The following is a 20,223-nucleotide window of genomic DNA, read 5'->3' as shown; positions in this document are numbered from 1 at the left end:
AGAGAGATTTTTCTTTAAATATTGGCAAGTTAGTTGTCCGCATTTCATTCTGTCGATTTGCAATAGATAACATTTATAAAATGATCGTTTAACCATGCTGTAACAATGCATATGCTGCAAGTATTAGTGAGGTCATTTACATTCATGCAAAAGCATTAGAGTAACCCCAAATCTCGCCGCTGTTCAGCCGCTCCGAGCCAAAATCATTCCAACACTCTACTCTGCCGCCTGAATTTTCCTCACCTTGAAGAGCGTATTGATAAATACCTCACTTTCTACGTTGTCAGCATGACGTGTTGCGTTGCAACACCATCAAGGAAGGTGACATGAATTGTTTACAGACCAGCCTTTATAACTTGTTAGAAGATAATAACTTTGTGCCCTCTAATGAGTACAAAGCCTCTATTGCAAGCTACCTTTATTCGGATTCTTCCCTTACACCAAAAGCGATGAATGAGCTCACTCAAGAGATTTTTCAGAGCAAGCAAACCATGGCGTATTACCTGTTGCACAACGCCATCAATGAGGAAGAGGGCGCAGAGCGGCTCAAGATGATTGCCAATCGTTATGCGCAAGGGGAAATGAAGCAGCAAATCATGCACCATTGTCAAAACGACTTAAATCACTCCGCTATGTATGCCAGCTTAATCCCGTTGACGGGATACCAAACTGAGGTATACCAAGAAGCCAAGTCGAGTGATTTCAATTTTAACAACGTTAGCAACTTCTACGACGATATTAAAATTCACCTTTTCCGCGCGCATTCTGTTGAAATCCGTTCATGGTGTTTGCTGGTCGCGCAGCTTAGTTTTATTGATCAATCTGATGTCCCTTACCTGAAAGAGATGCGCCCAACCATTCAAAAAATACTGGATGATGAGGTCAAGCAGGTCTCTTATACGGCTCAGCATGTCAGCCAGTGGTTGGAAGAGGACCCGTCTTTGTGTCAGGTGTTCACCCAATGTATGAACCACACTTACCGAGAGACATGGGACTATCTAGCCTCAATGGCTGAGTTCATGCGCGATAGTGCGCCGTATTTTATGGTTTAAGCACATAGCATTAGAAATTTAAGAGAGGCTCAACGTTGTTTGTACTGTGTTGGGCAATAGCCACGCTTCACTTCTGGAGAGCGCAGTTTTAGGTGTTTGGTTTTCCTGCCGGAGACTCGGTGTCGCCAAAGCTTAAAACTGCTCGGTTGTAAGTGGTGGCGCATTAAGTTAATAACCCCTTTCTCGTCCAAACCAAATTGATGTTGGATGGCTTCAAACGGGGTTCTATCTTCCCATGCCATTTCAATAATTCTTGATAGCATGTCATCGCTAAAGGTCATTCGTTAATCCTGTTCTGCTGTTGGATACACACATACGTAACGCGCAGCGATTGGGATTCATTTAGGGATGTTTCTGGTCGAAAATGGGTGGTTTTCTGGTGCATTATTTCTGTGGTTTCAGCTCGACCACATTGCCTTCTGGATCTTCCAAGTAGACAGAGCGCCCGAAGCCTTGGGCACCATATCTTTCAGCAAACTCTGCAACATGCACATTGTTTTGGCGTAAGTAAGACAGCAGTTCTTTTTCCTCGAAAGGGGCAATTTGCACGCAAAAGTGGTCAAGGTTACGACCGTTTTGACTGGGCGATTTTCCACCTAGCTTTCCGAGTTCGCTATCGACCGTTACCAAATCAATGATCGCCATTCCTGCACGAAGCTGAGTTAACCCCAAGTCTGGTAATTCACGCTCTATTGGGCATCCTAATATATCTCGGTAAAAGTGCAGCATCGCGCCGAGATTGTCTGTTCTTAGTACCACGTGGTCGAGCGCTTTTACTTCAATTGGATTGCTTGTATTTGCCATGACGTTGCCCTTTTTTCCATGATGAGAAAAGTATACGCACTAAACCAGCAAGCTGATCGCCAGAGCCAACATGACAAAGCCAATGATGAATTCCAAAATCTGCCAAGAACGCGCATGTTTGAAGATCGGGATAAGCAGTTTGGCGCCATAGCCTAGGCTGAAAAAGAATACGAAAGAGGCACAAACAGCGCCTATCGCAAACTGCCATTTATGTGGTTCATATTGAGTGGAAATAGAGCCCAGCAACACCACTGTATCAAGATAAACATGCGGGTTTAACCATGTGAATGCCAAGCAAATCAGTGCTGTCTGCCATGCACTTTTTGAGGCATCACCTTCAGGGTTCATTATGTGTTTTTGTGTGAATGCAGAGCGTAGGCTACTGATGCCGTACCAAGTTAAGAACGCTGCGCCAGCGTAACGCGCAATTGTCTCGATCAAAGGAAACTGAGTTACCAAGTAACCGAAACCCGCGACACCAAGAGAAATTAAAATGGCATCAGACAAGGCGCATAAGAAGCACACTAAGAATACATGATGCTGTTTGATGCCTTGTTTTAAAACGAAGGCATTTTGCGCCCCAATAGCCAGAATTAAGGAAATGCCCAGCGTAAAACCAGCAAGATAGGTGGTCATTTTCTCTTCCTTGAATTGTGACCAAATCAGGTTTCAAACCATAACCTTGTCGCCAAATCGCTGCAAGGTCCAGATTAGAGACTTGCCAGAACTGTTCGATGGGGGGATACGTCGTAATTGTGAGAGTCGCGAGCAATTTGCATCGCATATTTACACTAATCTGGTGTTCCCAGTTACAATATGCACGTCCATATGAAAAAGGAAAAAACGATGAAAGCAGTTTGGTTAGCTGCCGGTGCTATGGCACTGAGCGGATGTTCTGCAATGAATTCAGCAAATGATGTATCTCGCCCATCAGCAGAGATGTTTCCAGAAATGGAGAGCATGACAAAACATGTTTTCTATGTAGACCCAGCAAGCAACGAAGCAGATAAGCGTGTAGAGTTGGTGGTTGGTAAAATGATGGAAACAGATTGTAACCGCGTATCTTTAGGCGGCTCTGTGACGGAGCATACATTGGAAGGTTGGGGTTATACCTACTATCAAGTTGATTCTTCAGCGGGTGGTGTTATCTCAACGTTAATGGCTTGTCCTGAAGATATGGAGAAGGTCGAAACGTTCGTGCAAATGCCGACTCGTGATTTGTACCGTTACAACAGCAAGCTACCAGTCGTGGTTTACGCTCCAGCTGATTTGGATGTCGATATCCGCGTATGGGCTCCTGAAGAGTGATCTTGAAGCCTAGCAAAGCCGCTCTGACTTATTAGTGGCTTGTTAGGATTAGCGGGTTGTTCGTCGTCTGCACTTTGCGCCTGAATATTCATACCAAAGGTGATGAAGCCATCTTGGCTGTCAAAGAGGTATCTCAAAGCGCACCCCGCCTCAACAAGTCATTTAATAAGTGAAAGGCTTGGTTTAGTACCAAGCCTTTTTTCTATATCACGCTTTTTCGTCGCTGTGCGACACCGATTACTGTTTTGGAGAGCGGCTGCGAAATGTTTTGGGCGTAAGTCCGGTGTGCTGTTTGAATACCTTCGAAAAATAGCTACCACTTTGATAGCCCAAGTCTAAGGCGATTTTGGTGATGGACTCATTAGGGTTGGCTAAACGTTCTTTGGCAAGGCTGATGCGATAAGCTTGGATCCAGCTTGCGACGCCCATATTGAACTGCTCTCTAAAGGATTGCTTTAGATAACATTCATTCGTCGCGAGTTCTTTAGATAAGCCCGGTATGTTCCAATCAATATGGGGCTGCGTTGCAATGAGATCGCACGCTTGCTCGGCGAGAGACTTAGGCTCTTTGTGCACCATGAGTAACGCAAGCAGCTCTAAGATTTTTCCTCTTAGCCATACTGTTCGGGCTATACCTTGGAAGTCATTGTTCCAAATCGATTTGGCAACGTTAAGAATCTCTCCTGTAAGTGGCATTTGCCAACCTGTTTCATAAAGATCGAAAGGCTTGAATGATGAGCCCCTATTTTGAGGAAGAAGATTTTTAGTCAAGCTATGGTGTAATGGGAAATGAATTCGAATGTTCTCAATTCGACCTCCTTCTCCTAGCTCAATAGGGTTTACAGGTTCAGGCTTCGGCAAAAGGGATGCTATGCATCGAGAAGCAAAAGATGCTGCAGGGTAATCAGGGTATTTTGGGCTGTAGGCGTGGTTAATACCAGCAAAGCTGATATAGAACCCCGCGTCTGCCGGATCATTGAACTGAATGTCCGTTGTTGCTGTACAGTTAACGATGTAGGCATTCACACCATCATCGAGAGCAACAACATCAAACGTTCCATCTACGCCGCCTACTAAGTTTAAGCTCTTCACGATATTACTCATTGTTTCAGCCTTCGTCGTTTTCTCGTGAGCATCTCCCTGAGCAATTAATATAAATGATAATAGATATCATTTGTAGAGATTATTGAACTAAGTCGAGTTCACAGAGAAAGAAGCTCTGGATATACCTAGAGCTTCTTTAACGACAGGGCTTGGTTAGGTTTGTGAGATGAGGTTCGCCTTCTCATTTGGTTTTAAGACTGGGATTATGAAGATAGCGACGAGGCTAAAAGCGATCATTAACATAAAATGTACTGAATACCCGAAAGCGCCGATCAGTGCCCCGCAAATGATAGCCATCACGATTGCAATGAACATATCCATCGATTGGAAAAGAGAGAAGTTCACACCTGACTGATGTCCGGAGGCAAACCCCATCATTAGAGTATAAAGCGCAACAAATTTAGCCGACGTAATGATGCCATTAACGACAAAGATACCCGCGATTAACCATCCCTGCTCAGCAATATTTAATTCGTATGCTAAATAGAAGCTAAAAAACACAACTTCAAAGACCATCATTAGTAGTAACACATTGAGTGATCGACTTTTTTTGATTAACCAGCCACCTAGCACTACGCCAATTAAACCGGTAATCACTCCTCCACCTGCAACCAAAAGACCCAAGTTTTCTAGCTGTATACCGCTGTCGACTAAGAAAGGCATCATCATTGATAATGCCCCTCTCGTTCCGAGTTGCGATACGGTCACAAGGAGCAGTCCAATCCTTACTTCAGGGTTAGAAAATGCAGCTTTAAGGGAGGGCGTGCGAGCTGTTGGCACGCTTTTCTGATTGGCGCCGTGATTCCAGAATAAACAAAGCGTTGGCATACTGAATAATAAAGTCAGAAGAGCCAGACCGAATAATGCGGTTTGCCAATCGAGCAATGAAGTCGCATAGATAAATAATCCACCGCCAAAAACAGCCCCTAGATACGAACCACCAACTTGCATGACGTTGCCTAGGTATCTTCTTTTTGCCTCCAACTGGTCAATCGCCAGACCGTCTGTAGCGATATCTGCGAAGCTGGAAAATAAGCTGATAACCAAAACACCAGCAAACAGGGTCATTCGATTCTCGATCGTTCCAATGACGCAAAGCGCAACGAGTATGGCAATTAAAATTAGCTGAGAACCAAAAATAATGATGGCGTGATTTTGTAAACTCGCTCCCTTTTTGCGTTGCCGTTCGATCCAAGGGGACCACAAAAATTTAGCGACCCAAGGAAGCATTGCAAGGTAGAACAACCCTATTTGGGAGGTATCTATGCCCTCATGTCGCATTATCGCTGGCAAGCCTTGAAGTGTGAACATACTGACTAAGCTTTGGATGGTATAAACGCTCGCCAGAACGGCGAGCAATGGTTTGAGTTTGATTCCTTGAGCGCTAACCATAGGTTTCATTACCACTCGTACTTCGCTTTCACACCAACTTCTCTACCTGTACCGTAATTGCTGTATGTCTGACCATAAGAGAATGCGTAAGTGGTGTAGTCTTTGTCAGTAATATTGTTGCTAAAGAGCGAGATAGACAGAGCTTCGCTGTAGTCGTAGTTAATGGATAGATCGACGAGAGTGTACGCACTTTGTGATAGTGAGTTAGCTTCGTTAAAGTAGATTTTAGAGTTATAACGAGCTTGAGAGTTGATCGAAATGTCGCCTTTGATTCCTGTTACTGGTAGGTAATAGTTAAAGCCCAACGTTGCCGTGGTGTCTGGCGCGTAAGGCAGTCGATTCCCTTCAAAGGTACTGTTGTTTGATTCAAATGTTGAACGTCCAAAAGTCCCGGCAGCAGTGATGGTCAGATCATCGGTTGGGTAGAAAGCGAACTCAGCTTCGATACCTTTACTCAGAGCCTCACCCATATTTTTAAGAGTTTGATGCCCTGGAGTACCGGTATATAGTTGAATATCATCCGTTTTAATCCAGTACAATGCGCCACTAAAATCGATTTTTTGATTCGCAAAGTTGGTGCGCCAGCCTAGCTCGCCATTCAGTGATTTTTCCGCGTCATAACCGCTTGCATCTGCATTGCTCAGAGGAACAACGTTGTAGCCCCCCGGTCGGTAACCACTGGTTATGGAAGCGTAAAGTCGAGTGTCCTCATTCGCTTGCCAACCAATTGCAGCTTTTGGTGAAACCGTCGATTCTGTCTGTTCCTTGTTATAAGGATTGATAAACCATGCCGGGTTACCGTTGAAGTCAGAGTTTACTTTTAGGTATGAAGCTCGGACGCCAAGAGTGACATCCCACTGTGGTGCAAACTGGTAGTTTGTCTGCCCAAACAACGCGTACGTGTCATAGTCCAATTTATTTCGTGCGTTATTGGCTGAAACGTCCAAACGGCGATATTCCAAATAGCCGCCAACTACGTAGCTAAAACGATCGTTGTATTGTTGGTTTAGACGTAGCTCTTGGCTGAACTTGTTTTGATCTTCTTGGTAGTAGCCATAGACATATTCGCGGTCTATCTCGCGTGTTTGATAAGCGGTGATACTTGTGATTTGAGAGGAATCTAAATCGTAACCAAGATTCAGCGCGAAAGTATTAACGTCTCGCTTAAGTTTGGGGATTGGTGCGTCTTTTACACCAGAGTCATGTTCACTCTCAGTGAGGTACCACTCCTCATGACTGTCGAGCTTATCTGCGGCGACTGATAGGGTTGCGCTAAGTTTTGAGTCATTTGGTAAGTAGTGAAAGCGAACTTTTAATGCTTGCTCATCTGCATCGTTTGCGTCTTTTTCCCCGCTGGTGGCGTGTTTAATATCACCTTCATCGTAGACATATCTAGCTGCAATATCCGCTGAAATGGAGTCAGATAAACGGGTAGCGGCGACAGCATCAACTTGCTGACTCAAATTAGAATATAAAGCAGAAGCTTTAATTTCGGTGGCGTCAGTTTCACGACGAGTCACGATGTTAATGACACCGCCTTGCGCGTTCCCACCGTAAAGAGTGCCTTGCGGACCGCGTAGCAATTCGACTTTTTCCACGTTAATCAGCGGTTGAGTGACAAAAGCGTTATCTTGCAGGACGCCATCAACATAAATGCTCACGGTTGGCGAATAGTAGTCAGGTGAACTAATCCCACGAACGGTGGTGTTGGCGTAAGTTCGGTTCCCGCGAGTTTGTATAAGCAGTCCAGGGAATACCATCTCGAGATCTTTGACCTGATAAATGCCTGCTTTTTCGAGTTCTTCTCCCGTTTTGACCACAACTGAATTGTTCACTTGCGATAAAGGAGTATCGAACTTGGTTGCTTCAACGATAACCACTTCCATTGCTGGTGGCGTCTCTTCGGCATAGGAGTATGAAGTACCCAAAATTGTGAGGATAGCGCTCGCAATGACGGTGCGCGGCGAAGAAATCTTGTACATACTGTTTTCCTTGAATCTGAATAAGTTAGCACTACTCATAGCGCTGAATTTTTAATTGTTATGTTGAGCTTCCCACAGAGACTGGTAGTGGGAAGAGGTTGCGATTAATTGGTCGTGCGAGCCAAAATCCTCAATGCGACCGTGGTTCATCAAATAGATGCAATCTGCATCAGCAATGGTGTCCAATCGATGCGCTACTGTGATCATGGTTTTAGAGGCAAAACACTCGGTAATGTTATGCAGTATTTCCCGTTGTTTGGGGTGGTCGAGTGCGGATGTAAACTCATCAAGCAGCACAATGGGCGCATCATGAAGCAACGCTCTTGCGAGGGACAAGCGTTGACGTTCTCCACCCGATAAATCCTTGCCATTCTCGTTTATTTCGGTGTTTAGTCCTTGTGGCAAGCGAGCGATCAGCTCATCAAGTCCTGCGGTAGTGATTGCAGTTTCTAACTCTTCGGTGCTCGCGTCTTTTTTGGCGATGAGCAAGTTTTCTTTTAGCGTCCCAGCGAACAATTGCACATTTTGGGTAACGTAGGAGATGTGCTGGTACCAGTGCATTGTCCCTGTTGCTTCTACCGTGCAACCACCAATTTTTACCGCTCCATAAGTGGGGATGTGGAATGCAGCAAGTAAATCTAGCAAGGTGGTTTTTCCCGCTCCACTGGTACCGATGAGCGCGATATGTTGCCCATATGGAACCTGCAAATTGATGTCTTTAAGAATGGTGTTGCCATCCAGAGTTAACTCAACCGCTTTGAATTCGATATCGTGTTGATGTGCTTGAACACCATGCACAGGTTGCTGCGGTTCTTGGCTTAGGGCATATAGACGATCGGCAGATTTAGCCATGTATCTGAGTAACGTAGAGAAAATAGTCATGCGTACAAATGGTCGGATACAAGCGACGGCAGCAATGATTGAAACTAACCACTCCCCGAGCGTAAGGTTGCCCAGGCTCATTAAGTAAGCACCGAGCGCCGCAACCATCGGAATAGAAAGCTCAAGTAACAAGCTTGCTAAAATGACGCCAATTCCACCAGCCCATTCAACCCCTAACCCTGTTTTGCGCAAGTCTACTAATTCTTGATTCAGTGGAGTCGTTAATACTTCACTGCGACCAAAGCGTTTTAGCGTTGGTAAACAAGCTATGTATTCGAGCAGTTTGTTGGTGCAAGAAGCGTTTTTATCGACATGGCGTTGTGCTTGTTTGGAAAAGTTATCTTCGAATTTCCACAGCAATAAGCTCGCGATCACCATAACAATCAGCATAAGTGAGGCTAGGTAAGGTGAGCAAAATAGCAGTACACAAAGCATCGCGAACGGAACCACCAAAGCTGCGATCAAGTCAGCAATTAGGTGACTAAAAATGTCTTCGAATGCTTTTAAATCACGAGTGATTAGCTTAATGCGCTCTCCCAGACCTTGTCCTGTGATCTTGGAAAGCGGTTGGCTACGAATGTCATGTAGTAGCACTTTTCTCAGGTGGTGAGTAATGTCATAAGCGCCTAAGAAGCTTTGTTTGGCGGATTGTCCTAACCGCCATTGAACGACAACCGTGATAAGTGAAACTGCGAATAGGGCTTCAAGAGAAAGTAACCATGTTTGGGTAAGGGCTCCGAATATCAGTAGCCAACAAAATAATGGCAGAATCTCACTGAACACTTTGCCAGCGATGCCAACCAAAAACGTTTTTGGATTGATATCGGCGTGATCGAGTAGCTTGAGAATGTTACGCACAGACGGTCTCCTCAAGATGAATTTGTTTAAGCTGCCCGTGTGATAATGAAAACGCTCGGTTAGCGATGGTTAATGCTTGTGAACCATGACTGATGACCAATTGGATTTGCTGCGGTGCATGTTGACGTATTGCTTCTAGAACACGATTTTCCGTTACCTTATCTAGATGAGAAGTCGCTTCATCTAAAACCAGAATGGCAGGGCGTACTAGCATGGCGCGAGCGATGGCTAACCGCTGTAGTTCCCCTCCACTAAAATTGCGTTCGGTTTCATCCATACTGGAATACAAACCATTCGGAAGCTGTTCGATAAGTGCAGAAAGTCCAAGCATATCGAGGAGTTTGATAATCACGGAGTCGTGTATCAATCGATCTCCTAAGACCAAGTTTTCGCGTATTGATGCGCTGAAGAAAACAGGGTGTTGGTCGACAACTGAGATAAATTGGCTTCGTTCTCTATCGGACATCGAAGACACGGCTTTTTGGTTAATAAACCAATCGCCTTCGTAAGTTGCTAATTCTCCGTAGAGCGTTGCCAGTAGACTACTTTTCCCTGAGCCTGATGCGCCTTGAATTACGATGCACTCGCCATGAGATAACTGAAGGTTCAGTCCACTGACGATATCGAGTGAGTCACGTTTGACTGCTAAGTTTTCACAACAAAGCTCGACATAAGGCGTTGCAATGGATTTGAAATGTTGATCCGACGTTGTTGAGAACAGAGGTAGTATTCGCTCTACAGAAGAAAAGGACTGCTGCACTTGCCCAAATATCTGTGTTAGATCCAACCATGGTTTAAGGATGCCGGCACAAAGAATCACGATCATCGCGAGCTCGACCGGGCTTAATGAACCTTGGGTCAATTTGACGATGGCGAATGGAATAACAAGAACCAAAGACGCCTGAGCTAAGGTAGTAAAGGTGACCCATGCCCCAACCATTTGATTGGTATAAGCGTTAACCAGCTTGTGGTGCTTAGTCATGTTATTGCTTAACTGGCGGTAAGAGTCCGCGTCAACGCCGAATAGTTTCATCACGCCGATGCTACGCAAAAACTCTAGTTGCGCTTTGTGCATATTCGCAACGACTTGATTGTACTTTTTTTGTCTATCTGAAAAGCCACGCATCATGACTGTTTGGGCAATTACAGCGAGGGGGAGAGGACTTAATGCGATTAAGCCTAGTTGCCAGTCGATGCTGACCATAAAACCAAGCAAAACAAACGGAAGTAAAGTACCAGTAATAATATCGGTCGTATGATGAGCAATAAGAGGTTCAAGGCTCTGACAATCGTCGCTGAGTCGTTTTTCTATATCTCCACGATGGTATTGCATCAGTTTAGCGGTTGGCATTTCGGACAGAGCACGAACGAGCTTCTGCCTAATGGTCTGAATAATTTGATAAGCCGCAAGGTGCGCCTGCCATACCGAAATCGTATAGAAAAAATAGCGCACACAGACTGCAATGGTCATAAGGGCTAAGTAGAAATAGAGACTTTGGGTATTTAGGTACTTGCTCAATGCGGTGTATAAGCAAATCCAAGTGGCGAGTTCTGCGAACACACACAACACAGCGCTAACACCGGTATAAGTGATGCGTTTTTTTTCCGTTTTTAATAATGAGATGAGTGCTTGAGTGACGCTCATCTTGTCCGTTAGATGCATAGATGACTCCTTAATGGGAGGTATTCTCATCTAAGCGTTATTTTAACAATAGCAATATCGGGAAATAGAAAGCGAATATCGGGAATCTTTATGTGCTAGCAATATTAACGTGGGAGTTAAAAAAGAAGAAATATAGATTGGTTGAGCTTAATAAACTGATGTTATTAAAAAAAGACTGGCTTAGTGCCAGTCCTTTTTCTTTCTTAGACGTTTAATTATTCGTAATCAGACGCGTAAGTCTCTTCGTAAGTGTGTGAGTAAAGCTCGAACAAGTTACCAAACGGGTCTTCCATGTAGATCATTTGAGCTTGTTTGCTGTCGTCTTCTGGGTGGTAGCGCATGATGTCCATGCGAGCTTTACCACCAAACTCTTCAATACGTTTGATTGTTTGTGGGAACTGCTCTTTCGCTACTTGTAGACAGAAGTGGAAGATGCCTAGGCGAGAGAAGTCTACTTCGTGACGCTCTTGACGCTCTTTCATTTCAAACAGCTCAACACCGATACCGTCAGACGTCACTAGGTGAGCGATGTTGAAGCCTTTGAAGCCTTCACCGAATACGGCGATACACATACGACCGATTGCTGATTCGCGCTCTTCGATAACTTTTGTGTTGTTCATTACAATGCGAAGACCAAGCGCTTTAGTGTAGAACTCTACTGCTTTGTCCATATCGCCAACCATGATGCCTACGTGATTCATTTTCATAATTCTGCTCCAAAAACTGTGATGATTAATTCGTGTTTCGTTTCGATGGAGGTGAGTATATGGAGAATTTCTGATTACATGAAATTATCAATAATTTTTATTATGATAATATTTTGTTATTGATGGGTAAGGAGAAGAATAAACAAATGTATTCCGCGAGCTTATCAAACGGTTATCTTATAAATTCCTTTGCTTTTTGGATTGTTTTATATCGATTGTGAATGGTTTTGTGAGGTAAACTTCAGACCGAAGTTGCTGCTAGTTATCTGTTTTTATTGATATTAACTAGTTGTGTTTGAACGTTGGTAGTTGGGTTTTAGGGGAGCCTTTAATCTGAGCTCACATATAAAAGGAATAAGGATTTGTACATTTGGAAAACATCAAAGCTGTCTGAGGAGCTAAGAGACAACAAAGTGCCAGACAGTGATTGGATTAAATACGCTTTAATATTCTTAATCTTTTATACGGTAACCCCGTACTTGATGATCTTGGCACCGTATGCAAGCAATGAAGCTATGATAACCGAGGCTATCGGTATCTTAGTTGTGTCAATTTTGGGGGTAGGTGTCACGTATAGAACGAACAATAGAGATGGTAAAACCTACATTCTTCGCTCTATCGCTTTATCTATCCCTTTGTCTTTTAGGTTTGTCGCTTTATCTGTGCTTGTTGGGATGGCTATCGTATCTTTTGATTTTGGCGATCAACATTATTTTATTATTGAATTACTTTCGACATTCTCTGTTATCGCTTTGCAAGCACTCTACTTTTGGCGCTTGAATGTTCATCTAAAGTACATCAATTCATAGCTTTGCATTTTCTACTTTGGTAACAGGCTCTGAGATTAAGCGTAAGACTGACTGACGATTAGCTCTCTTAACCATTTATGGCTTGGGTCGTTGTCGAGTTGCTTGTTCCAAAGTAGAAAGAACCCACCGGGCTCCATCTCTATCGGGAGCGGCTTGATCACAATGTCTGATTTACCTTCGAACTCGCGGATGCTTTTGTAGGGGTAGGTCAGTACCAAGTCGCTTTTTTCACATAGTTTTACCGCGCTGGAAATATCGGACATGTTGACGGCGTTATCAATGCGCAGTCGTTTTGTGTCGAGCACCTCGTGCAGTAGCCAACTAGACACGCCTCCTGTGATGACTTGTATATGGCGGTACTTTAAGAACGCATCAAGGTTCCATTCTTCCTCTAATGCAGGGTGTCCTTTTCTCAATATACATGCCGAAGTATCGCGCATCAGTTCCGCGTAATTCAGTGTGTCAGGGATGGTGTCGACATGGGTTTTCGAACGATCATCAAACTCAAAAATACCGACACCAAAATCGATTTCTCGCCTTTGTAATCGAGTAATACTGCTGTGGCTCCAATCGGCACTTTTGATGGTGATGTTCGGTGCACTGGATAACGCCTGAGGCAGAAAACGTGGGTAAATTGTGGAGTAAGCGGTTTCGATAAGATCGATACTAAAAACGCGAGTCGAGCGTTCTGGGTCAAATTCTTCTGGTTCACGAAGCTGATCAATTTGCATCAGGATTTGTTGCAGTTTGCTCTCCAATGCCAACGCTTTTGGGGTCGGCAATAAACCTTTGGATTCTCGCTCGAATAAGGGGTCATCAAACTCCTGGCGCAATTTAGTAAGTTGTTTACTGACGGCCGATTGAGATAAGAATAGCTTTTCTGCGGTTCTGCTCACGCTGCGTTCTTGCAGTAAAACGTACAGACAAATCAGCAGGTTCATATCATTTTTGATTAAGTGAGATAGATTTATCATGATATTCCTATCATTCAACTTATAAATTGAAGGGTATGAATAGAAACTATATCACTTAATTGAATTGAGCCAGAAATACTGACTCGTTGCCCATTTAATGAATCAAACTGTTGAGGTATTGACTGAGCTCTTTCCTAATCTCTAGCTCTGCTTCCGATAGGTATTTGGGTATGTGTTTATCAACCACGGTAATGTTTCGTTCGCGAACTTGATGGGTATCGCCGATGGCGTCAAATACGCAGCGCAGCAAGTTCATCGATTGTGACATCAAGGCTTCGCTTTCTTGTTGTGAGAGCAAAGGCTCTGCGTCAAAACCAAGCGCGCATAGGATGTCGTTAAAGTGCATTGTATAACCTGAGCCAGAAACATCAAATGTGGTGCTCTTGATGCCATTGGGGCTTCTCTCCCAAAGATAAGGAGGATGCTTGAGTGTGCCAAAGCCAATTGCGATGACGCGGTCTGTGTAGTGCAGTTCCAACCGTCTGTCCCAAATATCCCCCGCTTTTCCTGCCTCAATCACGACTTCAATATTGCCCTCCGGAGGTGTGAGTTCGCCTTCGATATAGAGATGGGTTTCAGCGCCTTGTGTGTACTCCAATTGCGATTCGTTAATACGTTCGGCACGGATCTGTTTTAGTTCAACTTGCGAGTCTCCTATGCCGGATTTATGCAGGTAGCGAACTAGCCCAGCAATCGCATGGATGCCCATATCAAAGCCATAACCTCCGCCGCCGCTGGTGGCTAAGTTAAGTAGCTTTCTCGCGTTGAGTAATTCAATTCGGTTTTCAAAACGAAAGTCTTGGATCGCTTCATCATTGTCGATAGGGTTGTCGGCTGCAATCGCGATGATCTTCCGCGGGGCAGAGCCAGGTAGCGCGATAGATGAATCGGCAAAGAGTGCTTCCAACGAAGGGGAAACCAAAGCGGTATCAATAAAGTAAAACTGTGCTCCGCGACGTTTAAGCTCAGGGATGACTTGGTTAAAGCCTGTGTCGATTTCAGCTAAAGAGAAGGACGGTTTCTCAACCACAAACAACAGGCTTTGAATGTCGAGGGCATTACTCACTTGTTCAATGATGGAAAGATGTGTGCTAACCGGCGTTAGAATGAAGGTGGCAGCAACGTCAGTGTGTGAATGAGCTTGTAAAAACGCATCAAGATCGGCGTAGCGAGCGGAGTAAGGGAATTGGAACTGCGATGCACAGGACTTGGGATGTTGAACTGCAGGGTCAATGGCGACGACATCAAAGCGAGAACTTAAGGTGTGCAGAAGGTTCTTATACAAACCTACCACAGACGATTTGGCGCTCCCCAATCCACCAAATACCAATACGACCTTGTTCATAAGCGGCTTCACTATTCACACGTTTCATCGTGCCAGATTAACAAATTTTAATAGCGGATTAGCTACTTTTTACCAATCAATAATCCCACATTTTGTTTTCGCAAATGCAACGCTTTGATCTTGAGACTACTCAAATTGCCAAAGGCATAGAAGGGAACGTGCAAGACGGTTTTAAAGCCCGCTTCAATGATCATATCGTGCCAAGTAGTACGACTATGGAAGCAGACACCAACGCCCGCAGTGTTCGCACCTAGTCGTTGAGTGAGCGGTGCTAGTAGCTTGGATGAGGTAGATCGATAAATCAGTGAACTGAGTAAATTGTTCACTAAAAGCCCTTCGTAGAAGTTTTCAAACATGACAATCAGCCCTCCTGGGGTTAAATGCCGGTAGGCACAATGAAGAGCCTCTTGCTGTACTTGCTTGGTGGACTGATAGGTGTCGGTAACAAAGTGATGCAAGACCCAGTTGAACTGGATGATATCAAAACTGCTTTCAAGCGCAGCATCTTGGAAAAGGTGGCAGACCAGATGTTTGTTTGGGTTGGGACGGTTTTTGGCGATGAGTGACGCTTCTGGCTCGATGAGCGTGACTTGAGCATTGGGATAATGATTCAAAATCTTATCTGCATACATTCCATTCCCGCCACCTACATCGAGTAGGTGAAAAGGTTGCTGGGTAGGATAGAGCATGTTGAGTTGTTTGGTTAGTACTTCAAACATGCCTTTATCGATGTATTCCGTGTCAAATGAGGTGGTTTGCTGCGCATCCAGTTGGCGAACTTTGTCTTGCATGTCATTTTCCTCAAAGCCAAAAGATTGAGGTAGCAAGAATCACTCCGCTGTTTTTAGTGATTATGAGTCTCAAAATGAGAAAGTATCGAAATTCATGTGCTTATGTTTTTATCTCAGCATAAAAACAAGGGCGTAATTGTTAATCAGCCAACGCTTCAATCGCTTGCTGGACCGACACAAAATGGATTTTGATGATGCAACGTTGTGCTTTGCTAAATTCGTGCTTTTGAATCAGCTCTGTCACTTGCTGCACATTCAATGTTTGTGGCAAAAGGTCCAATTCCACCGTGTTGTTGGCACTGGTTTTCAATGCAAAGCAATGACCTTGCGTATCAATCACTATGTCATCCTGACCCCAAATCAAGGCTTGGCATTCTGCATTTAGCTGCTTTGGTGAAGCTAAATACACCAGTTCATCGTCACCATCGAGTTTAAGTAAACAAGGCCATGTGATCATTGCGTTACCTTAATATTGGAGTGGGTCATTTTAAATCGTCTACGTGCTAAATAAGCGACGTAAGGCAAGTACGATACACAAAGCCTTAAGAGAGCAAAAGGCTTTCTGTCGTCGAGATGGTTTTCGGGTTTTCAGTGTTGTGCATGTTGAGGCTAAGCGTACTTACCAATGATGTCGATTAAGTCGTCTACTTGATGTGCCACATAATCTGGCTGGGCGTTCCAGTGCTGCGGTTGAGCGCCACTGTACGCTGCTGCTACGGCAATCACTTTGCAGTTGCTACCTAAATGTTGCTCGATATTGCGTGCAAAAAGCGTGTCCGCTTCGTGGTCACCAATGTACATCAGCAACTGTTTATCCGTGTGCCCAAAGATGGATTCAATGCATTTGACGCCACCAAAAGGATCCGGCTTCTGATGTCCATTGGACACGTCATCGTAGCCCACGACGGCTTTAAACGGTGTATTGATTTGGTTGGCGCGAAGTACGTTGCGAATGTTGGATTGCGAGTTCTGAGAGCAGACTCCGTGTGGCAGGTGCGCGAACGCATTCACCACATTGGCAATGCCATTGAATAGATCCACTGGTGTTTGGTTTTGTTCTTGGTGCTCTGCCCACATGGTGCCAGCTATTAGCATTTCGTCTTGGGACATACCATAGTAGTTTACGTACAGTTCTTGCCAGTTTTTCGCTGCGTGATTGGCATGATGATAATCCGCTTCACTGCGTAGGTATTTCGGTAAGTTATCCCCGGTCAGGTGCGGCGCTACAACGGACAATATCGCTTTGGTGATGTCGATATTTTTCGGAACAGAATTTACTAGGGTGCCATCGTAATCCCACAATACGGCGTCTAACTTCATGCAAAACCTTTTGATACAGCAGAGGGTGAGTAGCTTTAAATCTTGCCAGTCTTAGGGGGGAGATAATCAGATCTTGCTCATGTTTTCATAAGCTTGCTTTGAATCGCTCGGAAAGGAGGGAAAAGAGAACAAGCGAAAGAAAAACAAAAAGCCAGCAAGGTGATGGTTGCTGGCTTTCTAGTGCGTGCTGCGTAGTACAAGGCGTTAAGCGATGTGCGACATCTCGTTTAGAGTGAAGGTGTCTACCGCGCCTTCTGTTGCTTTCATGTATTGTGCTAGGTGCGCGTTGTCCATGTGCTTGCGCCATAGTTCGCGTGATTCCCAGTTTTCGTAGAAGGTGAAATGCGCTGGGTTTTCGTTATCTTGGTGAAGGTCGTAGTTGATGCAACCTTCCTCGGCACGAGTGACATCAATCAGTTTCAGTAGCTCAGCTTTTACCAATTCTACTTGGTCTGCTTTGGCAATGATGTTAGCGACGATGGTCAATTTAGCCATGGTGGAAATCCTCTGTTGATCGTGATGTATCGTGTTGACGAGGTAAAGATTAGTCGCGAATCACCAAATGATAAACAGCACAATGATTGATTTATTATCAAATATAAATTGATAATCCTGCTTCAATTTTGTGCTAGCTGTGTTTAAAAACTGGAACCAGGCTGCTGTAAGAATTCCACTTCTTCTGCGGTGCTATCACGGTCCAAAATCGCATTGCGGTGTGGGTAGCGACCAAAGCGATCAATGATCACCTTATGCTTTAGTTCGAATTCGTAGTTAGATTCTCGCCCCAGAGCTTTGAACAGCTTCTCTGCCTCTTCATGAATCCGCTTAGACTCACTGTGCATAAATGGCATATACAAAAAGCTGCGTTCAACGTCGGTCAATTCTTGGTCCAACCCTAAACGAATCGTCTCTTGTGCCAAGGCAAGTGCGAGGGCATCTTGAGCGAACGCTTTGGGCGTGTTGCGATAAACATTGCGAGAGAATTGGTCGAGCACGATGATCTCTGCGAGGCGACCTTGTGCCGTCTCTCGCCAGTCAAACAATTCAGATTGAGCGGCTTGCTCTAAGGTGGTGAGAAAGCGCGTTTCGATCTGTTTATCGACGTCTGCATTACTCACAAACCAGTCTTTTGGTTCCAGTTCTTCAAACCAGAAATTCAGGATATCTTGGTACATGGTTGCTTCCCTGATAGAAAAAGAGCTAGGAGTATACCCCCCAGCTCTTGGTTTCGCTTATCGACCGTAAGTCTCTTCGATGTAGTGCTCAAACTGCTCGCACATCTGCTCGTCTGAGATCGTATTGCTTGCAAGCTCTTTGCTGCCATCCACCACTTTGATGCTGGCATTTAAAGACGCTACCGGAGCACGTTCACGAGTTTGCAGCGAAGCAATCTTCTGCTGCTGAACTTCCCATGCTTGTTCTGGGGATAGGTTACACATGTCTGCCAGATACTTAGCGTTAAAGCCTTCACCCGTGAGACTAACAATAGTCTCGTTGTGCGATAGGTGGTTACCCGCATGCCAATAATGTTTCGCCAGTAGTGGACCAATCTCTGGGTTGTCAGTCAGGTAGCCAAACTTATCGAGGAAGTAAGCGCGAGTCTGGTAAACCGCCATATGTGCTAGCAAGTAACCGTGGTAGGCACACGCTGCTTCATCAGACAGAAGGTGTGGAATCGCCATCAATGGGCGTGGGCTGCACTCCAAACCAAGGATTTGCTTTTCGCAATCGCGTGCCAGCTTTGTGATGCGTTCTGGCGTCAGTTCTTCATCGCTTAATTGGTAAAGTGCGCGTTCAAAATACGGCACGACCAAAATGCTGCGCTCTTCGTACGCTTTGAATGGCTGACGGCTATTGATCATCGCTTGGATGATCTCATCCGGTACTGGGTTACCTTCTGCGTCCAACGCGTATTGTTTTAGCCAATCGGCATCGGTCAGCAGGCTGTCACAGAACATGGATTGAGTTTCTGCGTATGCCATGGAAGTTGGTGCGAACTCTTGAGAGAAACAAGGCGCGTTCATCTTCACGTTAGCGAAATGCGCAGCGTGCCCCCCTTCGTGGAACAGAGTATTGATGCCATCATAGCCGCTGCCCACTTGGTCTGGCTTCGCGTTACTGGTGAAGTTTATCTGCGCGGCAACCCATTCGCCTTGATTGTAGAACGATGGGATAGGACCATGACAAAAACCGTTCGGGTATTTGCCTTTACGATCAAGCAGGTCTAGCGTTAGCTCTGCGTCTGAGTATTCGATATTTAGGCGACCGAATGATTCTACCCAGCGACGTAGCGACTTTGAGAACGGCACGTACGGGTCTAAGTCACGCATGACGTCACCGGCGAACGAGTACACAAAGTTGTAGCCAGTCAGTGCGCTTTGACCTTTCTGCTCTGCAAGGTTTGCCAAGCTGCTTAGGTGGGCATCGCGCGTGCGCAGTTCAAAGTCATCTAAGATGCTGAACAGTTGCTCAGAGCTCATCTTTTCCGTCTTCTTCACTGAGTAGTCAAAGAAGGTTTCGTAGCCCAAAGAACGTGCGAATTGATTACGCAGTTTGATCAGCTCAATAAAGCCGTTTTGCAGCAACCATTGCTCAAGGTCGAGTAGCGTTTGATGTGCTGATTGACGCACTTCTTCGTGATTATTGGCGCGAATGGTCGAAGACAATACAGGCAAAGAGCCCTCGGTTTGTTCACCGTTTTCATTGGTAAACGTCAGGACGTGATTTTGCTTTTTCTCGAACAACTCGGCTTCAAATGCAATCAGAGCATTCTTTTGGGCTTGAGCTTGTTCGCCTTCAATCGCATGAGATTCAAATGTTGCCAACCATCCTTGTAAACCAATTTGCGTTTGCTGTTTCTCTTGTGGATCAGCGATCGCTTCAGCCGATTCAAGTTGCGCTTTGATGGCTGAGATTTGTTCGGCGTTGCTCAAGAAATTGGTCCAAGCGGTTTGTGCTTTTGTCGAACCATCGTGGTCGTCGCTGATGCCCATGTAGGTTTCCCAAAAGAAGTCTTCTTTGGTGCGATGGATAGCGAGGTAACGTTGGTTGAGGTCGTTTAGGTATTCCGTTGCAGTCATTTTGATCCTTCAAATGTTTGCTTTATTGAGGTTTTTATCGTCGTTGATTATGGCACGTCTAAATAGCAGAAAGGAATGCGAAATCCATTTGTCTTCTTTATGGCTTGTAAACAGTAATTTACCGCACTTTTTACATGTGCAGACGTCAGTCA

20 protein-coding genes are annotated in these 20,223 nt (G+C 44.9%); 3 read left to right on the top strand and 17 right to left on the bottom strand.

Features of this window, described 5'->3' with window-relative positions; all coding sequences use genetic code 11:
- Window positions 1-326 precede the first annotated feature (326 nt).
- Window positions 327-1,052, top strand: coding sequence for a hypothetical protein (locus tag J4N44_RS26205; RefSeq protein ID WP_005447330.1), 726 nt, complete (start codon window positions 327-329; stop codon window positions 1,050-1,052).
- A gap of 29 nt (window positions 1,053-1,081) precedes the next feature.
- On the opposite strand, the gene J4N44_RS26200 is transcribed toward J4N44_RS26205, so the two are convergent.
- The 3 genes from J4N44_RS26200 to J4N44_RS26190 all read right to left on the bottom strand — a co-directional run bounded on the left by J4N44_RS26200 (window position 1,082) and on the right by J4N44_RS26190 (window position 2,492).
- Window positions 1,082-1,333 carry a TIGR03643 family protein gene (locus J4N44_RS26200; protein WP_005447331.1) on the bottom strand — a complete coding sequence of 84 codons (252 nt, stop codon included), beginning with the start codon at window positions 1,331-1,333 and terminating at the stop codon, window positions 1,082-1,084.
- A gap of 103 nt (window positions 1,334-1,436) precedes the next feature.
- Window positions 1,437-1,856 carry a VOC family protein gene (locus J4N44_RS26195; RefSeq protein WP_005447332.1) on the bottom strand — a complete coding sequence of 140 codons (420 nt, stop codon included), beginning with the start codon at window positions 1,854-1,856 and terminating at the stop codon, window positions 1,437-1,439.
- A 39-nt stretch (window positions 1,857-1,895) separates the two neighbouring features.
- A complete protein-coding gene (locus tag J4N44_RS26190) occupies window positions 1,896-2,492 on the bottom strand; it encodes a LysE/ArgO family amino acid transporter (RefSeq protein WP_009701836.1) in 597 nt (198 codons plus the stop codon).
- 210 nt (window positions 2,493-2,702) lie between these two features.
- Here J4N44_RS26190 and J4N44_RS26185 point away from each other — a divergent pair, with 210 nt between their 5' ends.
- Window positions 2,703-3,164, top strand: a complete 462-nt coding sequence (locus tag J4N44_RS26185; RefSeq protein WP_005447335.1) for an ecotin family protein — start codon at window positions 2,703-2,705, stop codon at window positions 3,162-3,164.
- A 237-nt stretch (window positions 3,165-3,401) separates the two neighbouring features.
- Here J4N44_RS26185 and J4N44_RS26180 read toward each other — a convergent pair whose 3' ends face one another.
- From J4N44_RS26180 to J4N44_RS26155, 6 genes are all read right to left on the bottom strand, one after another.
- Window positions 3,402-4,268, bottom strand: a complete 867-nt coding sequence (locus tag J4N44_RS26180; RefSeq protein WP_009695980.1) for a helix-turn-helix transcriptional regulator — start codon at window positions 4,266-4,268, stop codon at window positions 3,402-3,404.
- Window positions 4,269-4,421: 153 nt separating this feature from the next.
- Window positions 4,422-5,669: an MFS transporter gene (locus tag J4N44_RS26175; RefSeq protein WP_252045455.1), complete on the bottom strand. Its 1,248-nt coding sequence runs from the start codon at window positions 5,667-5,669 to the stop codon at window positions 4,422-4,424.
- On the bottom strand, window positions 5,669-7,642 hold the full coding sequence (locus tag J4N44_RS26170; protein ID WP_101905785.1) for a TonB-dependent receptor: 1,974 nt from the start codon (window positions 7,640-7,642) through the stop codon (window positions 5,669-5,671). Before J4N44_RS26170 ends, J4N44_RS26175 begins: the two co-directional genes overlap by 1 nt.
- A gap of 51 nt (window positions 7,643-7,693) precedes the next feature.
- Window positions 7,694-9,382 (bottom strand): ABC transporter ATP-binding protein, encoded by a 1,689-nt coding sequence (locus J4N44_RS26165; protein ID WP_252045454.1) that lies wholly within the window; start codon window positions 9,380-9,382, stop codon window positions 7,694-7,696.
- Complete coding sequence (locus J4N44_RS26160) at window positions 9,375-11,045, bottom strand: ABC transporter ATP-binding protein (RefSeq protein WP_252045453.1); 1,671 nt, start codon at window positions 11,043-11,045, stop codon at window positions 9,375-9,377. Before J4N44_RS26160 ends, J4N44_RS26165 begins: the two co-directional genes overlap by 8 nt.
- Before the next feature lie 215 nt (window positions 11,046-11,260).
- The gene (locus tag J4N44_RS26155) at window positions 11,261-11,752 is read right to left on the bottom strand and encodes a VOC family protein (protein WP_005428296.1); all 492 of its coding nucleotides are present in this window, start codon (window positions 11,750-11,752) and stop codon (window positions 11,261-11,263) included.
- Window positions 11,753-12,114: 362 nt separating this feature from the next.
- Here J4N44_RS26155 and J4N44_RS26150 point away from each other — a divergent pair, with 362 nt between their 5' ends.
- Entirely contained in the window at window positions 12,115-12,561 is a 447-nt protein-coding gene (locus J4N44_RS26150) for a hypothetical protein (protein ID WP_005447343.1), read from the top strand.
- Between the two features lie 35 nt (window positions 12,562-12,596).
- On the opposite strand, the gene J4N44_RS26145 is transcribed toward J4N44_RS26150, so the two are convergent.
- The 8 genes from J4N44_RS26145 to J4N44_RS26110 all read right to left on the bottom strand — a co-directional run bounded on the left by J4N44_RS26145 (window position 12,597) and on the right by J4N44_RS26110 (window position 20,071).
- The gene (locus J4N44_RS26145) at window positions 12,597-13,535 is read right to left on the bottom strand and encodes a LysR family transcriptional regulator (RefSeq protein ID WP_005447345.1); all 939 of its coding nucleotides are present in this window, start codon (window positions 13,533-13,535) and stop codon (window positions 12,597-12,599) included.
- Window positions 13,536-13,629: 94 nt separating this feature from the next.
- Window positions 13,630-14,880, bottom strand: coding sequence for a hypothetical protein (locus J4N44_RS26140; RefSeq protein WP_252045452.1), 1,251 nt, complete (start codon window positions 14,878-14,880; stop codon window positions 13,630-13,632).
- Window positions 14,881-14,942: 62 nt separating this feature from the next.
- Entirely contained in the window at window positions 14,943-15,671 is a 729-nt protein-coding gene (locus J4N44_RS26135) for a class I SAM-dependent methyltransferase (protein WP_252045451.1), read from the bottom strand.
- 139 nt (window positions 15,672-15,810) lie between these two features.
- On the bottom strand, window positions 15,811-16,128 hold the full coding sequence (locus J4N44_RS26130; RefSeq protein WP_038898286.1) for a DUF4144 family protein: 318 nt from the start codon (window positions 16,126-16,128) through the stop codon (window positions 15,811-15,813).
- Between the two features lie 152 nt (window positions 16,129-16,280).
- Window positions 16,281-16,991 (bottom strand): HAD family hydrolase, encoded by a 711-nt coding sequence (locus J4N44_RS26125; protein ID WP_050937038.1) that lies wholly within the window; start codon window positions 16,989-16,991, stop codon window positions 16,281-16,283.
- A 204-nt stretch (window positions 16,992-17,195) separates the two neighbouring features.
- A complete protein-coding gene (locus J4N44_RS26120) occupies window positions 17,196-17,486 on the bottom strand; it encodes a putative quinol monooxygenase (protein ID WP_009695991.1) in 291 nt (96 codons plus the stop codon).
- 143 nt (window positions 17,487-17,629) lie between these two features.
- Window positions 17,630-18,166, bottom strand: coding sequence for a DUF924 family protein (locus tag J4N44_RS26115; RefSeq protein WP_009701579.1), 537 nt, complete (start codon window positions 18,164-18,166; stop codon window positions 17,630-17,632).
- A 57-nt stretch (window positions 18,167-18,223) separates the two neighbouring features.
- Entirely contained in the window at window positions 18,224-20,071 is a 1,848-nt protein-coding gene (locus J4N44_RS26110) for a M3 family metallopeptidase (protein ID WP_252045450.1), read from the bottom strand.
- Window positions 20,072-20,223 lie beyond the last annotated feature (152 nt).

This window comes from Vibrio sp. SCSIO 43155 (genome assembly GCF_023716605.1).
Lineage (GTDB): Bacteria > Pseudomonadota > Gammaproteobacteria > Enterobacterales > Vibrionaceae > Vibrio > Vibrio harveyi.
This window is presented reverse-complemented; position numbering and strand designations above follow the sequence as displayed.